12 protein-coding genes, 1 tRNA gene and 1 pseudogene are annotated in these 19,438 nt (G+C 68.1%); 5 read left to right on the top strand and 9 right to left on the bottom strand.

All coding sequences use genetic code 11. The features are described from left to right. Nucleotides 1-174 precede the first annotated feature (174 nt). Nucleotides 175-4,239 (top strand): non-ribosomal peptide synthetase, encoded by a 4,065-nt coding sequence (locus I55_RS27440; protein ID WP_148294008.1) that lies wholly within the window; start codon nt 175-177, stop codon nt 4,237-4,239. 226 nt (nt 4,240-4,465) lie between these two features. Here the strand turns inward: I55_RS27440 and I55_RS27435 are convergent. The 8 genes from I55_RS27435 to I55_RS37900 form a co-directional block, all read right to left on the bottom strand. After that, nucleotides 4,466-4,541: transfer RNA gene (locus I55_RS27435), tRNA-Glu, on the bottom strand. 123 nt (nt 4,542-4,664) lie between these two features. Beyond that, on the bottom strand, nt 4,665-6,179 hold the full coding sequence (locus I55_RS27430) for a hypothetical protein (protein ID WP_148294007.1): 1,515 nt from the start codon (nt 6,177-6,179) through the stop codon (nt 4,665-4,667). Between the two features lie 512 nt (nt 6,180-6,691). Then, nucleotides 6,692-8,533: a single-stranded-DNA-specific exonuclease RecJ gene (gene recJ, locus I55_RS27425; RefSeq protein WP_044563904.1), complete on the bottom strand. Its 1,842-nt coding sequence runs from the start codon at nt 8,531-8,533 to the stop codon at nt 6,692-6,694. A gap of 1 nt (nt 8,534) precedes the next feature. Further along, a complete protein-coding gene (gene glpX / locus I55_RS27420; protein ID WP_044563916.1) occupies nt 8,535-9,506 on the bottom strand; it encodes a class II fructose-bisphosphatase in 972 nt (323 codons plus the stop codon). A gap of 123 nt (nt 9,507-9,629) precedes the next feature. Beyond that, nucleotides 9,630-10,925, bottom strand: a complete 1,296-nt coding sequence (locus I55_RS27415) for a homoserine dehydrogenase (RefSeq protein WP_044563915.1) — start codon at nt 10,923-10,925, stop codon at nt 9,630-9,632. Nucleotides 10,926-10,978: 53 nt separating this feature from the next. Then, a complete protein-coding gene (locus tag I55_RS27410; RefSeq protein ID WP_044563903.1) occupies nt 10,979-12,199 on the bottom strand; it encodes an LL-diaminopimelate aminotransferase in 1,221 nt (406 codons plus the stop codon). 205 nt (nt 12,200-12,404) lie between these two features. Continuing rightward, nucleotides 12,405-13,097 carry a hypothetical protein gene (locus I55_RS27405; protein WP_044563902.1) on the bottom strand — a complete coding sequence of 231 codons (693 nt, stop codon included), beginning with the start codon at nt 13,095-13,097 and terminating at the stop codon, nt 12,405-12,407. Nucleotides 13,098-13,349: 252 nt separating this feature from the next. Continuing rightward, nucleotides 13,350-13,766 carry a hypothetical protein gene (locus I55_RS37900; protein ID WP_044563901.1) on the bottom strand — a complete coding sequence of 139 codons (417 nt, stop codon included), beginning with the start codon at nt 13,764-13,766 and terminating at the stop codon, nt 13,350-13,352. 189 nt (nt 13,767-13,955) lie between these two features. Here I55_RS37900 and I55_RS27395 point away from each other — a divergent pair. Continuing rightward, nucleotides 13,956-15,786 (top strand): annotated as a pseudogene (locus I55_RS27395) (PHA/PHB synthase family protein). 58 nt (nt 15,787-15,844) lie between these two features. Next, the gene (locus I55_RS33575) at nt 15,845-16,726 is read left to right on the top strand and encodes a DUF3800 domain-containing protein (protein ID WP_049974554.1); all 882 of its coding nucleotides are present in this window, start codon (nt 15,845-15,847) and stop codon (nt 16,724-16,726) included. Nucleotides 16,727-16,820: 94 nt separating this feature from the next. Here the strand turns inward: I55_RS33575 and I55_RS27385 are convergent, their stop codons facing one another. Then, nucleotides 16,821-17,417, bottom strand: coding sequence for an ABATE domain-containing protein (locus I55_RS27385; RefSeq protein WP_044563913.1), 597 nt, complete (start codon nt 17,415-17,417; stop codon nt 16,821-16,823). 120 nt (nt 17,418-17,537) lie between these two features. Here I55_RS27385 and I55_RS27380 point away from each other — a divergent pair, with 120 nt between their 5' ends. Beyond that, complete coding sequence (locus I55_RS27380; protein WP_049974553.1) at nt 17,538-18,041, top strand: lipocalin-like domain-containing protein; 504 nt, start codon at nt 17,538-17,540, stop codon at nt 18,039-18,041. Nucleotides 18,042-18,116: 75 nt separating this feature from the next. After that, nucleotides 18,117-19,124 (top strand): glycosyltransferase family 4 protein, encoded by a 1,008-nt coding sequence (locus I55_RS27375; RefSeq protein ID WP_044563899.1) that lies wholly within the window; start codon nt 18,117-18,119, stop codon nt 19,122-19,124. The last annotated feature ends 314 nt before the right edge of the window (nt 19,125-19,438 follow it).

The following is a 19,438-nucleotide window of genomic DNA, read 5'->3' as shown; positions in this document are numbered from 1 at the left end:
CCCCGGCGGGCGTCTCTATAACCCCGTTCACCGACGCGGCGGGCGACAACGAACGGCGCGACGGCGAAGCGACCCCTGGGTTCTGGCGGCTGACGCTGGTGACTGAGGGGTTGCGGTTCTGGCGGTGATGCCGCGGGACGAAACGGAATTCGCCCTTCCTGTCCGGGTTTGGTGTTGGGCGAGCGTGCGCGCGGGCTGCCGCTGGATACGCTGAAACCCGCGGCCGGCCATATGCTGGCCGTCTCCGGCTTGGCCGCGGTCGCGCGCGCGGCCCTGGCGCGTAAAGGCCGCACCTTGGTGAACGGCTTCGCGCTCAATGGGGCCTGCGCGGCGGCCGTGATACGCCCGGGAGAGGCGGGGAGGACCCATCCGTCACCCGCCGCCCAGCACATCATCGTTCTGGGCGCGACGCTGGAACCGGAGCTTTACGACCGCCTGGCCGCCGTCGGGGCCTGGCTGCGCGCCACCCGTCCGTCACTCCCCGATGTTGCCGCCGTGCTGGGGGCGCCCCGGACGACCGCGCGATTCCGCGCGTCCTTCACCGTATCGGACGCGGCGACACTGGCCAATGCGATCGATGATTGCCTCGCCACACGGCGCATCCCCGCCGTCGCCGCGGAGCCAACCGTGGCCGCTGGGCAACCCAGCCGGCCATTCGGCTATCCCTTCATCCGTCGGCGGTTCTGGACGGGGACGGCGGCCCTGCCGCCCGCGGCCGTCCCGCCATCGGCGGTCGACACCGCCCCCCTCGCCGTCATCGGTCGCGCGCTGGCTCTCGACACATCTTTGGACCAGAACGCCATCCTGCTGGACCTCGGGCTGGACTCGATCCTGGCCATCGAGATTCGCAACCGGCTGGCCAGCGAGGCCGGCCTCGCGGTCGGCCTCGGCGACCTGCTGGCACGGCAACCGATCGGTGCCGTGCTGGCCGGCGCCGGCAAAGCCGATACCGTGGAGCGAATCACGCCGGATCCGGCCAACGCGGCCGAACCGTTCGGGCTGACCGATCTGCAGTTGGCCTATTTCGTCGGACGCAGCCCGGCGGTGCCGCTGGGCGGCACGGGTTGTCACGTCTACTGGGAACTGCTGTCCGATACGCCGCTGGATGGCGGGCGTCTCACCGCCGCCTGGAACCGGCTGGTCCGCGACCACGACATGTTGCGCGCGGTGTTCACCGCCGACGCCCGCCAGCGGGTCCAGCCGGAGGTCCCCGCCATCCGCATCGTCGAACACGATTGGCGTGGCGCGGCCGACGGCGCCGCCTGCCTGGCGACATTGCGCGAACGGATGGCGCATGAGGTGTTCGACCCGACCTGCTGGCCGCTGTTCCGGATAGAACTCAGCCATGACGGCCAGGGATCACGCCTTCATGTTTCCATCGATCTCCTTATCATTGACGTCCTGAGCCTATTCGGGCTGTTGCGGCAATGGGGCAGGCTCTATGCCGAAACGGATGCCACCGTCCCGCCGCCGGCTATTTCGTTCCGCGACTACATGCTGTATCTGGACCGCCGCCGGAATGGGGCCGAACATGAGCGGGCGCTGGCTTTTTGGCAGGCCGAAATGGCGCGTCTGCCGGACGCGCCAGCCCTGCCCCGGGCCCGGCCGGACGAGGCCCTGGTCGGCGCCCGTTTCGTGCGCCGCCGGGGCGAGCTTGACGCCACGGCCTGGCAACGGCTGCAAACCACCGCCCGGCTGAGCGGCGCCACCCCGGCCGCGGTGATGGCCGCCGCCTTCGGCGCGACGCTGGCCCATTGGACGGGGGCCGATTTCGCGCTAAACGTCACTGTCTATGATCGCCGGCCGGTGCATCCCGATATCGATCGCGTGATCGGTGACTTCACCTCCACCGTCCTGGTCGGCGTCGGGGCGGACAGCGAGGGCGGTTTCGCCGCGGCGGCCGGCCGTTTCTCGGCGGAGCTTGCGCGCCGGCTGGAACACACCGCCGTGTCGGGGGTCGAGGCCATGCGCCGCTTCGGTCGCGGGCGGGGCGTTCCCTTCGTCTTCACCAGCATGCTGGGTTATGATCCGGTGATCGGCGCCGGCACGGGCATCAGCAGCCTGGGCGCCCTGGACCATGGCGTGACGCAGACGCCGCAGGTCCTCCTCGACGCCCAGATCTATACAGAGGGCGGCCGGCTGGTGTTCACCTGGGACACGGTCGAAGAGGCGTTTCCGGATGGCCTGGTCGCCGCCATGTTCCATGCCTATGCCAGCACGGTTGCCCGGCTGGCCACCGTCGGCGCGGATTGGACGGCATCCGCGACGCAAGCGATTGCCGAGGACGAGGCGGCAAGACGGGATGCGATCAACGCGACCGACGCACCGATCCCCGACGACCTGCTGCACGAACCCTTGCTGCGGCGCGCCCTCGAAACACCGGATCGGACCGCGATCATCGCGCCGGGCACGCGGTGGAGCTATGGCGAGCTGGTGTGTCGCGCGGCCGCGATCGCCGCCGCCTTGCCGCCACCTGGCCGGGACGGGTTGGTCGCCGTCGCCTTCGACAAGAGCGCCCTGCAGATCGCCGCCGTGCTGGGCGTGCTGATGGCCGGCGGGGCTTATCTGCCGGTCGATCCGGCCCTGCCGCCGGCCCGCTTCCGCCGGCTGGTGGAGCGGGGCGGGGCACAGACCGTCATCACCACCGCGGCGCTGGCGTCGACACTGGCGTTGCCGGACGGCGCCGCCGTCCTTGCCGCCGACCAGTTGGAACCCGCACTCCCGCCGAGGTCGTTGCCGCCGCGGCGCGCCAACGGCAACGACCTGGCCTATGTCCTGTTCACCTCCGGCTCGACCGGGGAGCCCAAGGGGGCGATGCTGGAACACCGCGCCGCGCTCAACACGGTGCTCGACGTCAACAACCGCTTCGGCGTGGGGCCGGACGACCGGGTTCTCGGCTTGTCGGCGCTGGGGTTCGATCTGTCAGTCTACGACATCTTCGGCGTCCTGGCGGCGGGCGGCACGCTGGTGCTGCCTGACCCGGCACGGATCCGGGACCCCGAAGTGCTGGCGGACCTGGTCGCCTCCACCGGCGTCACCGTGTGGAATTCGGTGCCGATGTTCCTTGACCTGCTGCTGGCCGCCGATCCTCCGGCCAAGGCCTTGTCAAGTCTGCGTCTCGCCATGCTGAGTGGCGACTGGATTCCACTCGGTCTGCCCCCGGCCCTGGCCGCGGCGGCGCCGCAGGTTGAACTGATCAGCCTGGGCGGCGCGACCGAGGCGGCAATCTGGTCGATCTATCACCGCGTCGGCACGCTCGATCCGACATGGCGCAGCGTGCCCTATGGCCGGCCGTTGGCGAACCAGTCGTTCCAGGTGCTCGGCCCTGGAATGACGCCTTGCCCGGACGGCATCGAGGGCGAACTCCATATCGGCGGCGCCGGTGTCGCGCGCGGCTATTGGCGCGATGACGACCGGACGGCGGCGGCCTTCGTCACCGACCCGCGAACCGGCCACCGCCTCTACCGGACGGGTGACATGGGACGCTGGCGTGACGGCATGATCGAGTTCCTGGGCCGCCGGGACGGCCAGGTCAAGATCGGCGGCTATCGCATCGAACTGGGCGAGGTCGAGGCCGCGGCGTTGAGCTATCCCGGGATCGGCCATGCGGTCGCGCTGGCCGCGCCGGACGATACCGGGCGCCGGCAATTGCATCTGTTCGTCACCGGAACGGCCCTTGATCCGGCGGCGGTGCGCGCGCACTTGGCGGCCGGTTTGCCCAGCTACATGGTCCCAAAACGCATCAGTGTACGGCACACCTTGCCGCTGACCGGCAATGGCAAGGTTGATCGCGCCGCCTTGCTGGCGGACCCCAATGCTCCGGCCACCATCGAGATCGCTCAGCGTGCCGCTGGCGCGGTCTCCCCCCTGCCCGCCCCCTCCCTGGCGCAGAAGGAGGCCGAGTTGGTCGCCGCCATCAGCGACATTCTTCGGGATGCGCTGCACGGACGACCCGTCGACCCCGATACGTCCTTCTTCGAGCTTGGCGCCGACTCCCTGATCGCGGTCGCGGTGAATCGCCGATTGCGCCAGGAACTGAACCTGAAGAGCAGCGTCACCGACCTGTTCGAGCATCCCAGCGCGCGCCGCCTCGCGTGCCATTTCTCCGGCGCGGCGTATCGGGTCCCCGCCCCACCGGCACCCACGGAGACGGCCATGCCATCGCCACAAGACCGCCGGGCGGCACGGCGCCGGAGCTTCCGCAGCCAGTCCGATCACCAGCACCTCGCCCTGGGGTGAAGGGCTTGGTGATCATGTCCATTTTGGTTCCCGGAAAGCCCGCCCGGATGGCGGCGCTTTCGGCTTGGCCGGTCACGAACAGCACGGGGCAGCCCCAGCCAGGTGGTACTGCGTGTATCGGGGATCCGGAGAAAGCAGGCTTCTATCGAGGGTGCCACAAGCGTGGACAACGTCGATATTGATGCTTGGCTATTTTCGCGGGAAATATAATGGCTTGATCGCCAGATGGCGTCCCCTACGGGATTCGAACCCGTGTCGCCGCCGTGAAAGGGCGGTGTCCTAGGCCTCTAGACGAAGGGGACAGCGGGGTGGATACATAATGATCCGGCCCCGATAAGGCAAGCGGATAAAAAGCCCCGCCTACCGGTTTTCGCGCATAGGGGGTCTGCCTGGTCGCGCGGCCGGATTAGGCGGGAAAACAGAGGCTAGCGGAAGCGTTCGATGGCGCGCTCCGCCTTCAGGATCAGGTCCAGCATGGGTTCGGTCTTGGGCATGGAGCGCAAGACCTTTTCCAAGGCCTGCAATTGGGCGGAGACGGCCTTGTTCTTGCCCCGCGCCCGCAGATATTCAAAACGGAAGGTGATGGCGGTGTGGAAGGTGGCCTCCAGATCCGCCTCCTTGGCGCGGATGGAGCGGTCGAACCCCTCCTTCTCCGCCACCTTGCGACAGGCGGTGAACAGCGTCGCCGCCGCCTGCGCCACCGATACCTCATCGTCCGTGGGGCTATGGGTCATGTCCGGCACCAGCCGAACCTCCAGCTTCTCCCGCATCTCCTTCTGGGGCAGGACGATGCCGGCGTCGCGTACCGCCACGCTGGCGAACTGGTCGGCGGCCTGGGCCACCTTCTGCCGCGCCTCGACCATCATGGTTTCCCAAGACGAGTCGCCGAACTCCTTCACCTCCTCCGCCATGCCCTGCACCATGGCGCCGGCGTCGGATATGAGACGGGCGCAGGTCATCAGCCAGACCCGCCGGGTCATGCCCCGGTCACCCGCCGCCGTGCGCCCGATTTCCGCCAGCGTGCGGGTCAGGTCGCCGAACAGCTTGGCCGGAATCATCTGCAGGCCGGCGTTGTCACCCCCGCCGGCGCGCAGCAGATCGGCCGACAGCAGACGCACCAGGCGCAACGACTGCCACGGCTGGGCCAACAGGCGCAGCAAGCCGTGGAAATAATAGTCCACCACCTCGCGGTCGGCCGCGTGCAGGTGCATATAGCCGTTCTTGGCGACGACAGTGCCCTGGGGATTGAAATCATGCACGCGGCCGTCGGCGGTGCGCGGGCACACGGCGCGGATCTGGTCGAACCAGGGCGTCAGCAGCGGGTCCAGGCCCAGGATGCGCGCGATCTCCGCCACATCCTCCAGCGCGCGCTCACTGCCCAGCAAGGTCTCAAGCTCACGCCGCCGCACGGCGGACTGCGCCGCGTCCGCCAACAGGATGGTCGTGGCCTCCGCCGCGATGCTGCGTCCGAACTGGACAACGGCGTCAACCTCATCCTGCCGTTCGGAAGCCACGGCGTTGCGATACTCCGCCGTGGCCGCGGCCAGCCGCGGGCGGTAGGACGACCCCATCAACAGGCGCCACCAGGGCGCCAGGCTGGACCGGGCCACCACCGCCCGGCGCGCGCCGCCAAGGGGGTCACGGTCGATGAGATAGGGTTCCAGGCACACGCACAGCGCCCGTTGAAAGGTCGGCACGCGCACGGGGCGCAAGCTGCGCAGCATGGGACGCAGACAGGTCAGGATTTGTTCGTCGGAGGCCGCCCCCGTTTCGGTCGCGCGCGCCTTTTCCACGGCGGCGGCGACACGGACCAGCGACCCCTCATCCAAGGTGCGGAAGTGGGATTCCAGGCGGCTGAGGGTTGATTCCGGCGCCGGGGCGTCACCCGCTGTATCCGGCGGGGCGGATGCCGCCCGCTTCGCTCCAGGCTGTCCCGACATCAATACCCCCTCACCCTCCCGGGCTGCCCTGTCAGGCTGCGCGGGCGGAACCTTGGAACCGTCCTGCGTTGTTATGATCGGCCCTTTTGTTTTTATGGCGGCCAACGGACCTGGCCAACACACCGTTAATAACGGCGGGTGGCAACGGCCCATGGTTTCCAAGGATCGTTTAATGCAGTGCCGCTGTCAATCCAGTCGCGCCCTGAATCGCAAAATGATGAACCGATGACAGGTCTATTACCGCCAAGCAAAAATTGACGTCGGCGGCCCCGCTACTGGCACGGGACCACAATAATCCGGTTAATAATTTGCCACGTATCGATAATGGAGAGTCGCCGGACGGCACGCAATTCCGGACGGCGCATAAGAAAATTTCAGCCCAACCGCCAAGCAAAACGGTGAATCGCTGCCATCCAGCCGCGGACGGAAGCTGGCTGCGCTTGACATTAATGGGTTTGCAAGCACCGGCTTACATCGCCACGCCTCAACACGGCCGGGAGGACCCCCCACAATCAGGCGGCGCCCGGTACGGCCGCGTCGTCGATCATGAGCTGCACGCCCTCCGCCCCGTTCCAGCGGTCGGCGCGCAAGGTGCCGGCCAGATGCAGCGGCCGGCCGCCGTGGTTCAGCAGGGCTGGGCCCAAATCCTCATCCATGGCCCGAAAGGCGATGGCCTTCAGCCGGGCGCCGTCGGGGGAGGACAGGACGCAACGCACATGGTTGCCGCCCACCACGTCGGCCCGCACGACGCGGGCGTCGGCCACGGCCAGGCGTGGTTCGGAATTGCCGGTGCCGAAGGGCCCCAGGCGGGTGATGTGGCCCAGGAGGTCGGTGGAGGCGCCGCGCACGCTGACCACCCCATCCAGGTGCAGGGTGGGCACCAAGGGGCCTTGGCCAGCCAGTTGCCGGGCGATGCGCTCGCCCAGGAAGGCGCGCAGGTCGGCCAGTTTTTCCTCCGCCACGGTGAAACCCGCCGCCATGGCGTGACCGCCGCCAGCCATCAGCAGGCCCGCCTGGCGGGCGGCGATGACGGCGGCCCCCAGGTCCACGCCGCGCACCGACCGGCCGGACGCCTTGCCGACGCCACCGTCCAGCGCCACCACGCAGGCCGGCACGCCGTAGCGGTCCTTGAGGCGGGAGGCGACGATGCCGATGACGCCGGGATGCCAGCCGGCCCCCGCCACCACCAGCGAACCGGTGCCCGCCAGCGGATCGGCGGTGACCGCCGCGTCTACCATGGCGATGGCCTCTTGCAGCACCAGGGCCTCGATGGCGCGCCGCTCGGCGTTCAGGGTATGCAACTGATCCGCCAGGGTGCGGGCTTCCACCGGATCATCGGTGGACAGCAGGCGGGTACCCAGGTCGGCACGGCCCACCCGGCCGCCGGCATTGACGCGCGGCCCCAGGATGTAGCCGGCATGATAGGCGTCCATGCGCTCGTTGACGCCGGCGACATCGGCCAGGGCCGCGATGCCGGGATTGTTGCGCCGACCCATGACCTTCAGCCCCTGGGCCACCAGGGCGCGGTTCAGGCCCACCAGGGGCACCACGTCGCAGACGGTGCCCAGCGCCACCAAGTCCAGCCAGCCCATCAGATCCGGTTCCGCCCGGCCGGTCGTGTACCAGCCGGCCTGGCGCAAGGCGCGGTTGACCGCCACGACCAGCAGGAAGCTGACCCCCACCGCCGCCAGGGTGCCCAGGCGGTCGGTCATGGTCTCGTCCAGACGGTTGGGGTTCACCACCGCGGCAGCGGTGGGCAGGGCCGGTTCCGCCTTGTGATGATCGACGACGATGACCTCCAGCCCGGCCTGCGCGGCGGCGGCCAGCGGCTCGAACGAGGTGACGCCGCAGTCGACGGTGATGACCAGGTCCACCCCGGCCTCGCGCAGGCGCAGCAGCGCCGGGGCGTTGGGACCGTAGCCTTCGTTGATCCGGTCGGGGATGTAGGCCTGGATGTCGGCGCCGACATGGCGGAAGAAGCGCACCAGCAAGGCGGAGGAGGTGGCGCCGTCCACGTCATAATCGCCGAAGACGGCCAGGCGCCGCCCCCGCCGCACAGCGTCGGCCAGCCGTTCGGCCGCGGCCTGCATGTCCAGCAGGGCGTGGGGATCAGGCAGGAAGCGCTTCAAGGTGGGGCCCAGGAAATCCTCGGCCTGGTCCAAGTCGACGCCCCGCGCCGCCAGCACCCGCCCCACCAGTTCCGGCAAGCCGCCGCGCTGGGCATGGGCAAGGGCCAGCCGCTCGTCATGCGGGCGGGCCAGCCAGCGCCGGCCGGTGGCGGACTTGGCGACCCCCAGCAGGGGGCGAAACTCACCAGCGGAGCCTTCCCCCGCCGGTGAGCCCACGAACGTCATGTTATTTGGCATCCGGAATGAATTTGGTCTTGGTGCGGAGGTTGTGGTGCGCCTCGACATAGCGCACCGTGCCGCTCTTCGACCGCATGATCACCGAATGGGTGTACGCGCCGCCGGGGAAGCGGCGCACGCCGCGCAGCATGGTGCCGGTGGTGACGCCGGTGGCCGCGAACATGACGTTGCCGCTGGCGAGATCCGTCAGCTCATACTTGCGGTCCAGGTCGGTGACACCCCAGCGCTTGGCGCGGGCGCGCTCATCGTCGTTGCGGAACAGCAGGCGGCCCTGCATCTGGCCCCCGATGCAGCGCAACGCCGCGGCGGCCAGCACACCTTCCGGCGCACCACCGGAACCGACATACAGGTCGATGCCGCTGTCAGGCTGGGAGGTGGAGATGACGCCGGACACGTCGCCGTCGCCGATCAGCATGATGCGGGCGCCGGCGGCGCGCACGCGGGCGATCAGCTCGCGATGGCGGGGGCGGTCCAGGATGCAGACCACCAGCTCCTCCACCGTGGCGTGCTTGGCCTGGGCCAGGTTCTTCAGGTTGGTCTCGATCTTCTCATCGATGTCGACCACGCCTTCGGGCAGGCCGGCACCCACGGCGATCTTGTCCATGTACACGTCGGGGGCGTTCAGGAAGCCGCCCGATTCCGCCATGGCGATGACGGCCAGGGCGTTGGGCCCGCCGGTGGCGGTGATGGTGGTGCCCTCCAGCGGATCCAGGGCGATGTCGATCTTGGGCCCGACGCCGCTGCCCACCTTCTCACCGATGTAGAGCATGGGCGCCTCGTCGCGCTCACCCTCACCGATGACCACGGTGCCGTCGATGGACAGGCTGTTCAGCGCCTTGCGCATCGCGTCCACGGCGGCCTGGTCGGCGGCCTTCTCGTCACCACGGCCCATCAGAAGCGACGCCGACAGGGCCGCAGCCTCGGTCACGCGCACCGCCTCCAGCGCCAGGTTCCGGTCCATAACCAGGCTGATGTCGCCCTTCGGATCGCTGGGCGCTTCAGTGGCCTTGCTCATTCATCTTCCCCCGAGTCTGTTTGCCGTCGGCCCCCTTATTATAAGGCGGGGAGCCGTGACGGTGGTGTGTCAATAATCCTCGATACGGATCATCCGTGGCGGTTCCTGAACCGCGTTCAGATCGCCAATGACGGCGAGCGCGCGCAGCATGGCCACTTCTTCCGTATCGTGGGTGGTCAGCACCACCGGAACGGCCTCACCTGGCGCCCGCCCCCGCTGCAGGAACGACTCCATGGAGACGTTCTGGTCGCGCAGGGCTGCGGCGACGTCGGCGATGACGCCCGGACGGTCGACCACCATGAGGCGCACATAATACCGTCCGCGCCGCGCCGACAAGGGGGCAGGAGTCAGAGGTGCCAGTTGCCCAGCGGGTACGGCGAAGGTGGGGGTGCGGCGACCGATGGCGATATCCACCAGATCGGCCACCACGGCGGAAGCGGTGGGACCGGCACCGGCCCCCCGGCCCACCAGGGCCACCTTGTCCGCGAAATCGCTGTCGGCCACCACGGCGTTGAACACCCCGTCGGTGGCGGCAATGAGGGAGCCCACCGGCACCATGCAGGGGTTCACCCGCTGCTCGATGCCCTTGTCCGTGCGCCGGGCGATGCCCAGCAGCTTGATGCGGTAGCCCAGCTGCCCGGCGTAGTCGATGTCCAGCGCCGAGATGTGGCGGATGCCCTCCACATGCACATTGGCGAAGTCCACCCGCGTGCCGAAGGCGACGGAGGTGAGGATGGCCAGCTTGTGCGCCGCGTCCACGCCGTCGATGTCGAAGCTGGGGTCGGCCTCGGCGTAGCCCTTGGCCTGGGCCTCGGCCAGGACGTCGCCGAAGTCGCGGCCGGTGGTCCGCATCTCCGTCAGGATGTAGTTGCAGGTGCCGTTCAGGATGCCGTGCACCTCGCGCACCTGGTTGGCGGCCAGGCCTTCACGCAGGCCCTTGATGACCGGGATGCCGCCGGCCACCGCCGCCTCGAACGCCAGGGTCAGGCCCTTGTCCTCGGCCTGGTGCGCCAGCGCCGTGCCGTGGTGGGCCAACAGGGCCTTGTTGGCGGTGACCACGTGCTTGCCCTTGGCCAGCGCCGTCTCGACGGTGCGGGCGGCGATGCCGTCCGAGCCGCCGATCAGTTCCACGACCACGTCGACCTGGTCGTCCCCGGCCAGGTCGACGGCGTTGTCGTGCCAGCGCACGGCCGAAAGGTCGACGCCCCGGTCACGGGCGCGGTCGCGGGCGCTGACGGCCGTCACCACCAGCGGCCGGCCGCAGCGCCGGGCCAGCAGCTCACCCTGGGTGGCGAGCACCTTCAGGACCCCGGCACCGACGGTGCCAAGACCCGCGATGCCCACGCGCAGCGGTGCCGAACCCATGCTTTCCCCCTTAGTGAGCGTAATGCCGTCCGCGACCATGACCGGCCAGGACCTCAGATCGCCTTCTTGGCGGCGGCTTCCGCCCCGCCATTGCCCGTCCGGTGCAGGAAGCCCCGGATGTTGCGGCAGGCCTGGCGGATGCGCTGCACATTCTCCACCAGGCCGAAGCGCACATGCTCATCGCCGTATTCGCCGAAGCCGATGCCGGGGGAGACCGCGACCTGCGCCTCCTGCAGCAGCAGCTTGGAGAATTCCAGCGAACCCATGGCGCGGAACGGCTCCGGAATGCGGGCCCAGACGAACATGGTGGCATTGGGCGCCGGCACGTCCCAACCGGCGGCGGCCAGCCCCTCGATCAGCGCGTCGCGGCGCGCCTTGTACATCTGCCGGATCTCCTCCACGCAGTCCTGCGGCCCGTTCAGCGCGGCGGTGGCCGCCACCTGGATGGGGGTGAAGGCGCCGTAGTCGACGTAGGACTTGAACTTGGCCAGCGCGCCGATGAGCTTCTTGGAGCCCACGCCGAAGCCCACGCGCCAACCCGGCATGTTGTAGGTCTTGCTCAGGCTGTTGAATTCCACCGTGATGTCGCGCGCCTCGGGGATCTGCAGCACCGACGGCGGCGGGTTGCCGTCGAAATAGATCTCCGCGTAGGCGATGTCCGACAGGATGTAGATGCCGTGCTTCAGGCACAGGTCGACGATGGGCTTGTAGAAGTCCAGGGTCACCGTCTGGGCCGTGGGGTTGGCCGGGAAGCTGACGATGACGGCGATGGGCTTGGGCACCGAATGGCGGATGGCCCGTTCCAGCGTTTCCACGAAATTGTCCACGCCATCCACTACCGGGATGTGACGCAGGGCGGCACCCGCCAGCATGAAGCCGAAGGGGTGGATGGGATAGGACGGGTTCGGCACCAGGATGACGTCGCCCGGGCTGGTGATGGCCTGCGCCAGGTTGGCCAGGCCTTCCTTGGAGCCGATGGTGACGCAGGCCTCCGTCTCCGGGTCGATGTCGACGTCGAATCGGCGCTTGTAGTAGGCGGAGATGGCCTTGCGCAGGCCGGGGATGCCGCGGGACATGGAATAGCGGTGCGTCTTGGGATTGCGCACGGCCTCCACCAGCTTTTCCACGATGTGGGGCGGGGTGGGCTGGTCGGGGTTGCCCATGCCGAGGTCGATGATGTCCTCACCGGCCGCGCGGGCTCGCGCCTTCATCGCGTTCACTTCAGCGAACACATAGGGCGGCAGACGCTTAATGCGGTGGAACTCTTCGCTCATGGGACGGTCTATACCGGTTTGGGGGTGGAGAGGGGACATGGGTCGCCGATGGGTTTTATCGTTCCGGCTGACGCCGGGCGACAGCAATTTCCACAGGGCGGGCATCCCGTTTCTAGACATTTGCTTACAAGATCGCGCCCGCCCGCCTAACTTTCCGCCCCGATCCCGAGTCCGGGGCCTTGGAGCAGGCCCCGGCGATGCCGGGTCAGTTCTGGGGGGTCTGGCTGGTGCCGTTGGCGGCGGGGGCACCAGCCTGGCTAGCGGCGGGCTTGGCCTGCGGGGCGGCGACCGGGACGGCCGGCGTGGCGTCGGGCACGCGGCCCGGCACGGCGGGCGGGGCGCTGGGCACCACCGGCATCTTGCTCTGGCTGGGGGCGGCCGGCCCCGACGAGGGGCTGGAAGCACCGCCGAACAGCGAATTGGAGGACGAGGCGCGCTGCACCGTCTGCTGATCCGGGGAATTCTGGTACTTGCCCAAATCCGTGGCGATGGCGCCCGCCGCCTGCCGGTCGGCCAGCAGGCTGTCCACGTCCTTCTGCCGCGCGGCGGGATCGGGCACGTCCTTGGGCCGTTCCGGCACGGAGGCCAGGTTGGGCCACACGTCGGGCGGCGGCCCCACGCGGCGCACCGGCCGCTCCCCCATCAGCAACGCCTTGGAACTGGCGTCGTTGGCCATGGGCTCCGGATCCTCCGGCCCATCGTGGAACAGCGCCTTGGGCACCAGCTGGCCGGCGCAGCCGCCCAGCCCCAGCCCGGCACCGGCCAAGGCCAGCACCAGCAGACCGCGGCCGGCCAGCGCGCGCGCGCCGGCGGTCCCGCGGGCGGGGTGGGATCGGTTTGGGCGACCATCGCGGGCGTCAACACCCGTGGGCCGTGCGTCTGCGTCGGTGAAAATCATGGCCGGATCGTGTATGAAATCCCCACGGGCCGCAAGCGCCGTGACCTGCCGTAACCCAGCCTTCTTACGGCAGCGGAACGGCCGGCCGGGAGCGGAGGCCCGTGACAAATCCCGCGGGAACCCATCGCGCGGGTGTCTATTTCCCCTGACAGGTCCCCCGGTAATCGAGGCGAAGGAACAAGAAAGCATGGCCGATACCCCGCCCAAGCGTACCCGGTCCCCGCGCGTTTCCAAGACTGCCCCAGCCCCGACTCAGTCCGCCCCGCCCAAGGCCGCCCCGCCCGCCACCAAGGCCGCGCCAGCGAAAGCCGCCGCCGCGAAGCCCGCTTCCGCACCAGCGCCGGCCAAGGCGGTGGCGAAGACCGCCGCTCCTGCCAAAGCCGCCGCGCCCAAGGCCAAGGTGGCCCGGGCCACGCCCATCGCCCCGCCCGTGCCGGGGGCGCCACACCTGAAGGCGCACAAGAACCTGAGCCAGGAGCCGCTGGCGCCCATGCCGGTGGCCGGCGTCACGGCGGAGAAGGCCAAGGCCGCGCCCGCGGCGGCGAAAAGGCCGGCCAAGGCGGCGGCGGCCCCCGCCGTGGCCGCTAAGGCGCCCCGCCGCAAGTCGCCCCCCCTGCCGCCCACGGTGGTGATGCCGGCCCCGGCCGCCGCGCCAGTGGCGGTGCCCAAGCCCCCGCCCTTCAAAGTGGCCGAACCACCCAAGGCGGAAGCGCCGAAGCCCGAACCTAAACCACCGAGCCCAAGGCCGCCCAATCCCACGCCACTGGGTCCAAGAGCGACGCCAAGCCAGCGGCCAAGGACGGGGTCGCCAAGGACGGGGCCAAGGACGGCGAGGTCCGCCTGCCCGATCCGGTGGAAATGACCCTGGCCATGAACCGCATCGCCGAACAGGCGCAGCGGCTGGTGGCGGATTTCGTGGCCCGCCAGGCCCAGACGCCCGCCGACGGCACAGCCGCGGCCGACCCCATGTCCATTGCCGCGCCCTTTGGCGCCGCCTCCTTCGGCAGCCTGCCGGCCAACCTGTCCAGCCTGGACCCGTTCAACCTGGGCGGCGCCTTCATGGAGATGACCGCCCGGCTGATGGCCGACCCCAACCGCCTGATCGAGGCGCAACTGGGCCTGTGGCAGGACTACATGGCGCTGTGGCAGCGCACCGCCCAGCGCCTGATGGGGGAGGAGGCGCAGCCGGTCATCAGCCCGGCCAAGGAGGACAAGCGCTTCAAGGACAAGAGCTGGGAAGAAAGCGCCGTCTTCGATTTCATCAAGCAGTCCTACCTGCTGACCGCCAAGTACGTGCAGTCCGCCGTGCGCGGGGTGGAGGGGCTGGAGGGCAAGACCGCTAAGAAGCTGGACTTCTTCACCCGCCAGTTCGTGGACGCGCTGTCGCCCAGCAACTTCCCCCTGACCAATCCCGAGGTGTTGCGCGTCACGCTGGAGACGGGTGGCGACAATCTGCTGAAGGGGCTGGAGAACCTGCTGGGCGACCTAGAACGCGGCCGGGGCCAGTTGGCCATCTCCATGACCGACTATTCGGCGTTCGAGGTGGGGCGCAACATCGCCGTCACGCCCGGCAAGGTGGTCTTCCAGAACGACCTGATGCAGCTGATCCAGTACGCGCCGACCACGGAAACGGTGCACAAGACGCCGCTGCTGATCGTTCCGCCCTGGATCAACAAGTTCTACATCCTGGACCTGAAAGCCGGCCAACTCGCTGATCGGCTGGCTGACGGAACAGGGGCACACCGTCTTTGTCATCTCTGGGGTCAACCCGGATGAGAAGCTGGCGGCCAAGGATTTCGAGGATTACATGACCGACGGCCCGCTGGCGGCGCTGGACGCCATCAAGCAGGCGACCGGCGAAGACGGGGTGAACGCCATCGGTTATTGCATCGGCGGCACCCTGCTGTCGGGCACGCTGGCCTATATGGCGGCCAAGAAGGACGCGCGCATCAAAAGTGCGATGTACCTGGTGACCCTGACCGACTTCACCGACGTGGGCGAACTGTCGGTGTTCATCGATGAGGAACAGCTGGGCGCCCTTGAGTCGCGCATGAAAAGCCAGGGCTATCTGGATGGCCAGGCCATGGCCACCACCTTCAACATGCTGCGGTCGAACGACCTGATCTGGTCCTTCGTGGTGAACAACTATCTGCTGGGCAAGGATCCCTTCCCCTTCGACCTGCTGTACTGGAATTCCGACAGCACCCGTATGCCGTCGGCCATGCACAGCTTCTATCTGCGCAACATGTACCAGAAGAACCTGCTGGTGCGGCCGGGGGGCATCACCCTGAAGGGCGTGCCCATCGACCTGCGCGCCATCAAGACGCCGACCTTCATGCTGTCCACCCGCGAGGACCACATCGCGCCGTGGAAAAGCACCTACGCCGCCACCCAACTGTACGGCGGGCCGGTGAAGTTCGTGCTGGCAGCCTCCGGCCACATCGCCGGCGTGGTCAACCCGCCCGCGGCCAACAAGTACAGCCACTTCCTGAACGACACGCTCCCCGCCTCCCCGGACGAGTGGCTGGCGGGCACCACCCAGGTGCCGGGCAGCTGGTGGCCCGTCTATGCCGACTGGCTGAAGCAGTACGCCGGCCCGCAAGTACCCGCCCGCGTGCCCGGCGACGGCAAGCTGACGGTCCTCGAGGACGCGCCGGGGAGTTATGTGAAGGCGCGGGTGGTGGAGTGAACTAAAGAATAGGCGGCTGGAATCATTACCAGCCGCCCGCCTGTGGGGCTGGAACTGGATGAGCTGGCTTTTCTTCATGGACGAGAGTGGCCACGACCATAAGACAACACCACTCGAAGTCCGGGGTGGTGTCGCTATTCATGCCGCAAAGCTGTGGAGCTTCATCCAAGGATGGCAGCGCCTGGAACAGGATGCCTTCGGTGCCTATTTGCGCGACTACGGCAAAGAGGCGAAAGGCTACAAACTCCTGGATAAGGATCGCTTCCGCTGGGCGTCACAAGCGCCGCCCATGAACGAGGGCGAAAGACGAAAGCACGCGCGCGGCTTCCTACAGAAAGGGCGCGAAAAGGCCACACCCACCAGTCAGGAGTTCGCAGCCTACGGGCAAGCTTGCCTGGAAATGGCGCGTGGGGTCTTCGACCTCTTGGTAACCCATGATGCTCGAATTTTTGCCTCGGCCATTCCCAGGGGTGCGAGGCCACCGGAACATTTCCGGGAAGTGGACTATCTTCGCAAAGACCACGTCTTCTTGTTCGAACGTTTCTATTATTTCCTAGAATCCCAAGCCCAGCATGGCCTCATCGTCATGGATGAAAGTGACAAAAGCTTGGATAAGAAATTCGTCTCCCGCATGGAAGCCTATTTCACGCGCACAGCCACGGGTCGAAATCGAACATATTGGATCGTTCCCGCTCCGTTGTTCGTCTCATCGGACATGACATACGCTATCCAGGCAGCAGATATTTGCCTCTACGCCATAAACTGGGGTTACAGGCCGCCCTCCCTGGGGACCAACTTTGCAAGTCGCGATGAGATCGTTTCGGAGTTCGAGCCGAAGATTCGTCGCCTGCAGTGGGAGGGGGACGGCTTCCGCGGCGGCCAAACCTTCCGGACACGCGGTATCGTCTATGTACCTGATCCTTATTCCAGCAGAGCATAGACGAAAAAGGAGGCAATGCTCTCACCAATCCCCTGGAAGGGTTTCAATGAGACCGAGCCTCCGCAATAAGATTTGGCACTTATAGGTCCCGCCGTCAACCTCCGCTCTCACGCTTGCGCCGCCTGAACTCCGCCACCTTGGCCTTGGTGCCGCAGCCTTTCATGGAGCACCAGCGGCGGTCGCCGGCGCGGGACGTGTCGACGAAGAACAGGGTGCAGGTGGGCGATTGGCATTGCCGGATGGATGCCCCGCTGCCGAATAAATGTACCGCTTCACGCGCCACGGTGGCGATGAAAGCCGTCATGGGGCCGGTGAATGCCACAGAAGCGGTGGAGCCCGCCAGCGTCAGCGTGGGTATCGCGGCCGGCAGAGCCGCCACTTGGTTCAACACCGCCAGCGCCGAATTGAGGCTGCCGCGGGGTGGGCCGCTGCCGCCATGCCGATGGACGGCCACATCGTAAATGGCCTCGCGCAGGCGCCGCGCCAGCGCCAAATCCCCCTCATCCGCCGGCGGTGCCGTGTCCGTCAGGCCCGCCGCCACCATCCAGCGCCGCACGTCCTCAGGCGTCGCCAGCAGTTCGCGTGGTGCTGGCTTCAGCCGCGCCTGCAAGGTGGCTGGCAGATCGATGGCCGGGCAGCCGCCCCGGAAACGGAAGCCGTCGCGTTCCTCCGCCAATAGCGGGGCCCTCATGGGAGGGGCTTGGGAATAGTCGTCGTGTCGCATGTAACCGTATTGACAGGTTTCATGGATCAGGGCAACCATCACCCCTCTGAAACCGGATAAACTGGTTACATGAGAGAGGGAGCGACCATGCGTTTCGACAAGAGGCTGTACACCCTGGCCCTGCTGGCGGCCCTGGGCGCGTCCACCGCCACCCGGGCCGCCGACCTGACATCGCTGGAGGGCACCTGGGTCATGGACGCGGCGTACGAGATCCATGCCGATGGCAGCCGCACGACCAACTATGGCGAACACCCGCTGGGTCTGCTGACCGTCGATTCGGCCGGGCGTTACAACATGCAGATCTTCCGGGTGGGCCGGCCCATCTTCGCCAGCGGCGCGAAGGCCCAGGGCTCGGCGGAGGAGTACAGGCAGGCCGTCCTGGGCTCCAGCACCCACTTCGGTACCGTCCAGATCGACCGGGAGCGTCACCAACTGGTGTTCGACGTGCAGGCGGCGTCATTCCCCAATTGGGAAGGCAAGCGCCAAGTGCGCGACTACACCTATGACGGCGGGCTGCTGAGCTATGGCGTGCCGGCCAGCGCCTCAGGCGACGGCACGGTGGCCTATTCGGTGTGGCGCAAGGCGCCGTGACCCCTGGCCGCACGACAGGACGCGAACCGCGCCCGGCCTTGTGAAGCCACCCCCGGTGGCTTACAAGAGACGCCCATGTCCATCCTCACCCCCTTCCTCTGCCTGTTCCTGCCCTTCTTGCTGGCGCTTGGCCTGACGGGGGGCGCCACGTGGTGGCTGAAGCGCCGCCAGGTCATGGACCGGCCCAATGAACGCTCCAGCCACACGCTGCCCACGCCGCGCGGCGGCGGGCTGGGGGTGGTGCCGGCCCTGCTGGGCGCCTGGGCGGTCACCGGCCTGATGGCGGGCGACATGGACGCGCTGTGGCCCCTGATCGGCGCCGCCCTGGCGCTGGCCGCCATCTCCTGGGCGGACGACCTGGCCAGCGTCCCGCCCGGCTGGCGCCTGCTGGCCCAGGTGCTGGCCGTGGCCGTGGGCCTATCGGCCCTGCCGGCGGAGGCGCTGGTGTTCCAGGGTTGGCTGCCGCATTGGCTGGACCGGTTCGTGGCCGGCCTGGCCTGGGTGTGGTTCGTCAACCTGTTCAATTTCATGGACGGCATCGACGGCATCAGCGCGGTGGAAACGCTGTGCCTGGGGTTGGGCCTGGCCGCCGCCTATTTCGCCGCCGGCCTGATGGGGTTCATGAGTTCCTACGCCCTGGCCCTGGCCGGGGTGGCGCTGGGCTTCATCGCCTGGAACTGGCATCCCGCCCGGGTCTTCCTGGGCGACGTGGGCAGCGTGCCCCTGGGCTTCCTGTCTGGCTGGCTGCTGCTGCGCGCCGCCGCCGACGGGCTGTGGCTGCCGGCCCTGATCCTGCCCCTCTACTATCTGGCGGACGCGACCGTAACCCTGGCCCGGCGCCTGTGGCGGCGGGAGCCGGTGTGGCAGGCCCACCGCCAGCATTTCTACCAGCAGGCGGTGCGCCGCCTGGGCCGGCATGACCTGGTGGCCCTGGCCATCCTGGCCGCCAACGCCGCGCTGGCCGCCAGCGCCATCCTGGCCTTCACCGACCCCAGCTGGGCGGTGGCGGCCCCCATTACCGTCGTCGCCCTGCTGGCCTGGATGGCCCAGGGCAAGGCCGGGGCCAAGGCGGAAGCCCCCTGACCGAACGATTCCTAAAGGTTCCCTTACCCAGCCCTGACGCGAGCGGGATGCCGCCCTTCAAAAATTTAAGTTTGCAGAAGGGCGCAAATCGCATAAATAAACAGCTCGCGACGCACCCGCACGTGCCCCTGGCCCCAAGGTTCCGCCGTCATCTTCCGACGGCTGACGAATGGATGGTTAAGCAACGACGTTAGGCGTCCTTTTTAAGCAGATCCGGCCAGAGTGACTGGGCTGGGCCTTGAGAGGGAACCAACATCATGCTTTCCACCATGAAACGGACCTTGAAGCGGTAAGCCCCCTCTGGTCCTGCCGCG

Origin of the sequence: Azospirillum sp. B4 (assembly GCF_000333275.1) — a bacterium.
Classification (GTDB): Bacteria; Pseudomonadota; Alphaproteobacteria; order Azospirillales; family Azospirillaceae; genus Nitrospirillum.
Note: the sequence above shows the minus strand (reverse complement) of the source record. Positions and strands in the feature narration are given on the sequence as shown.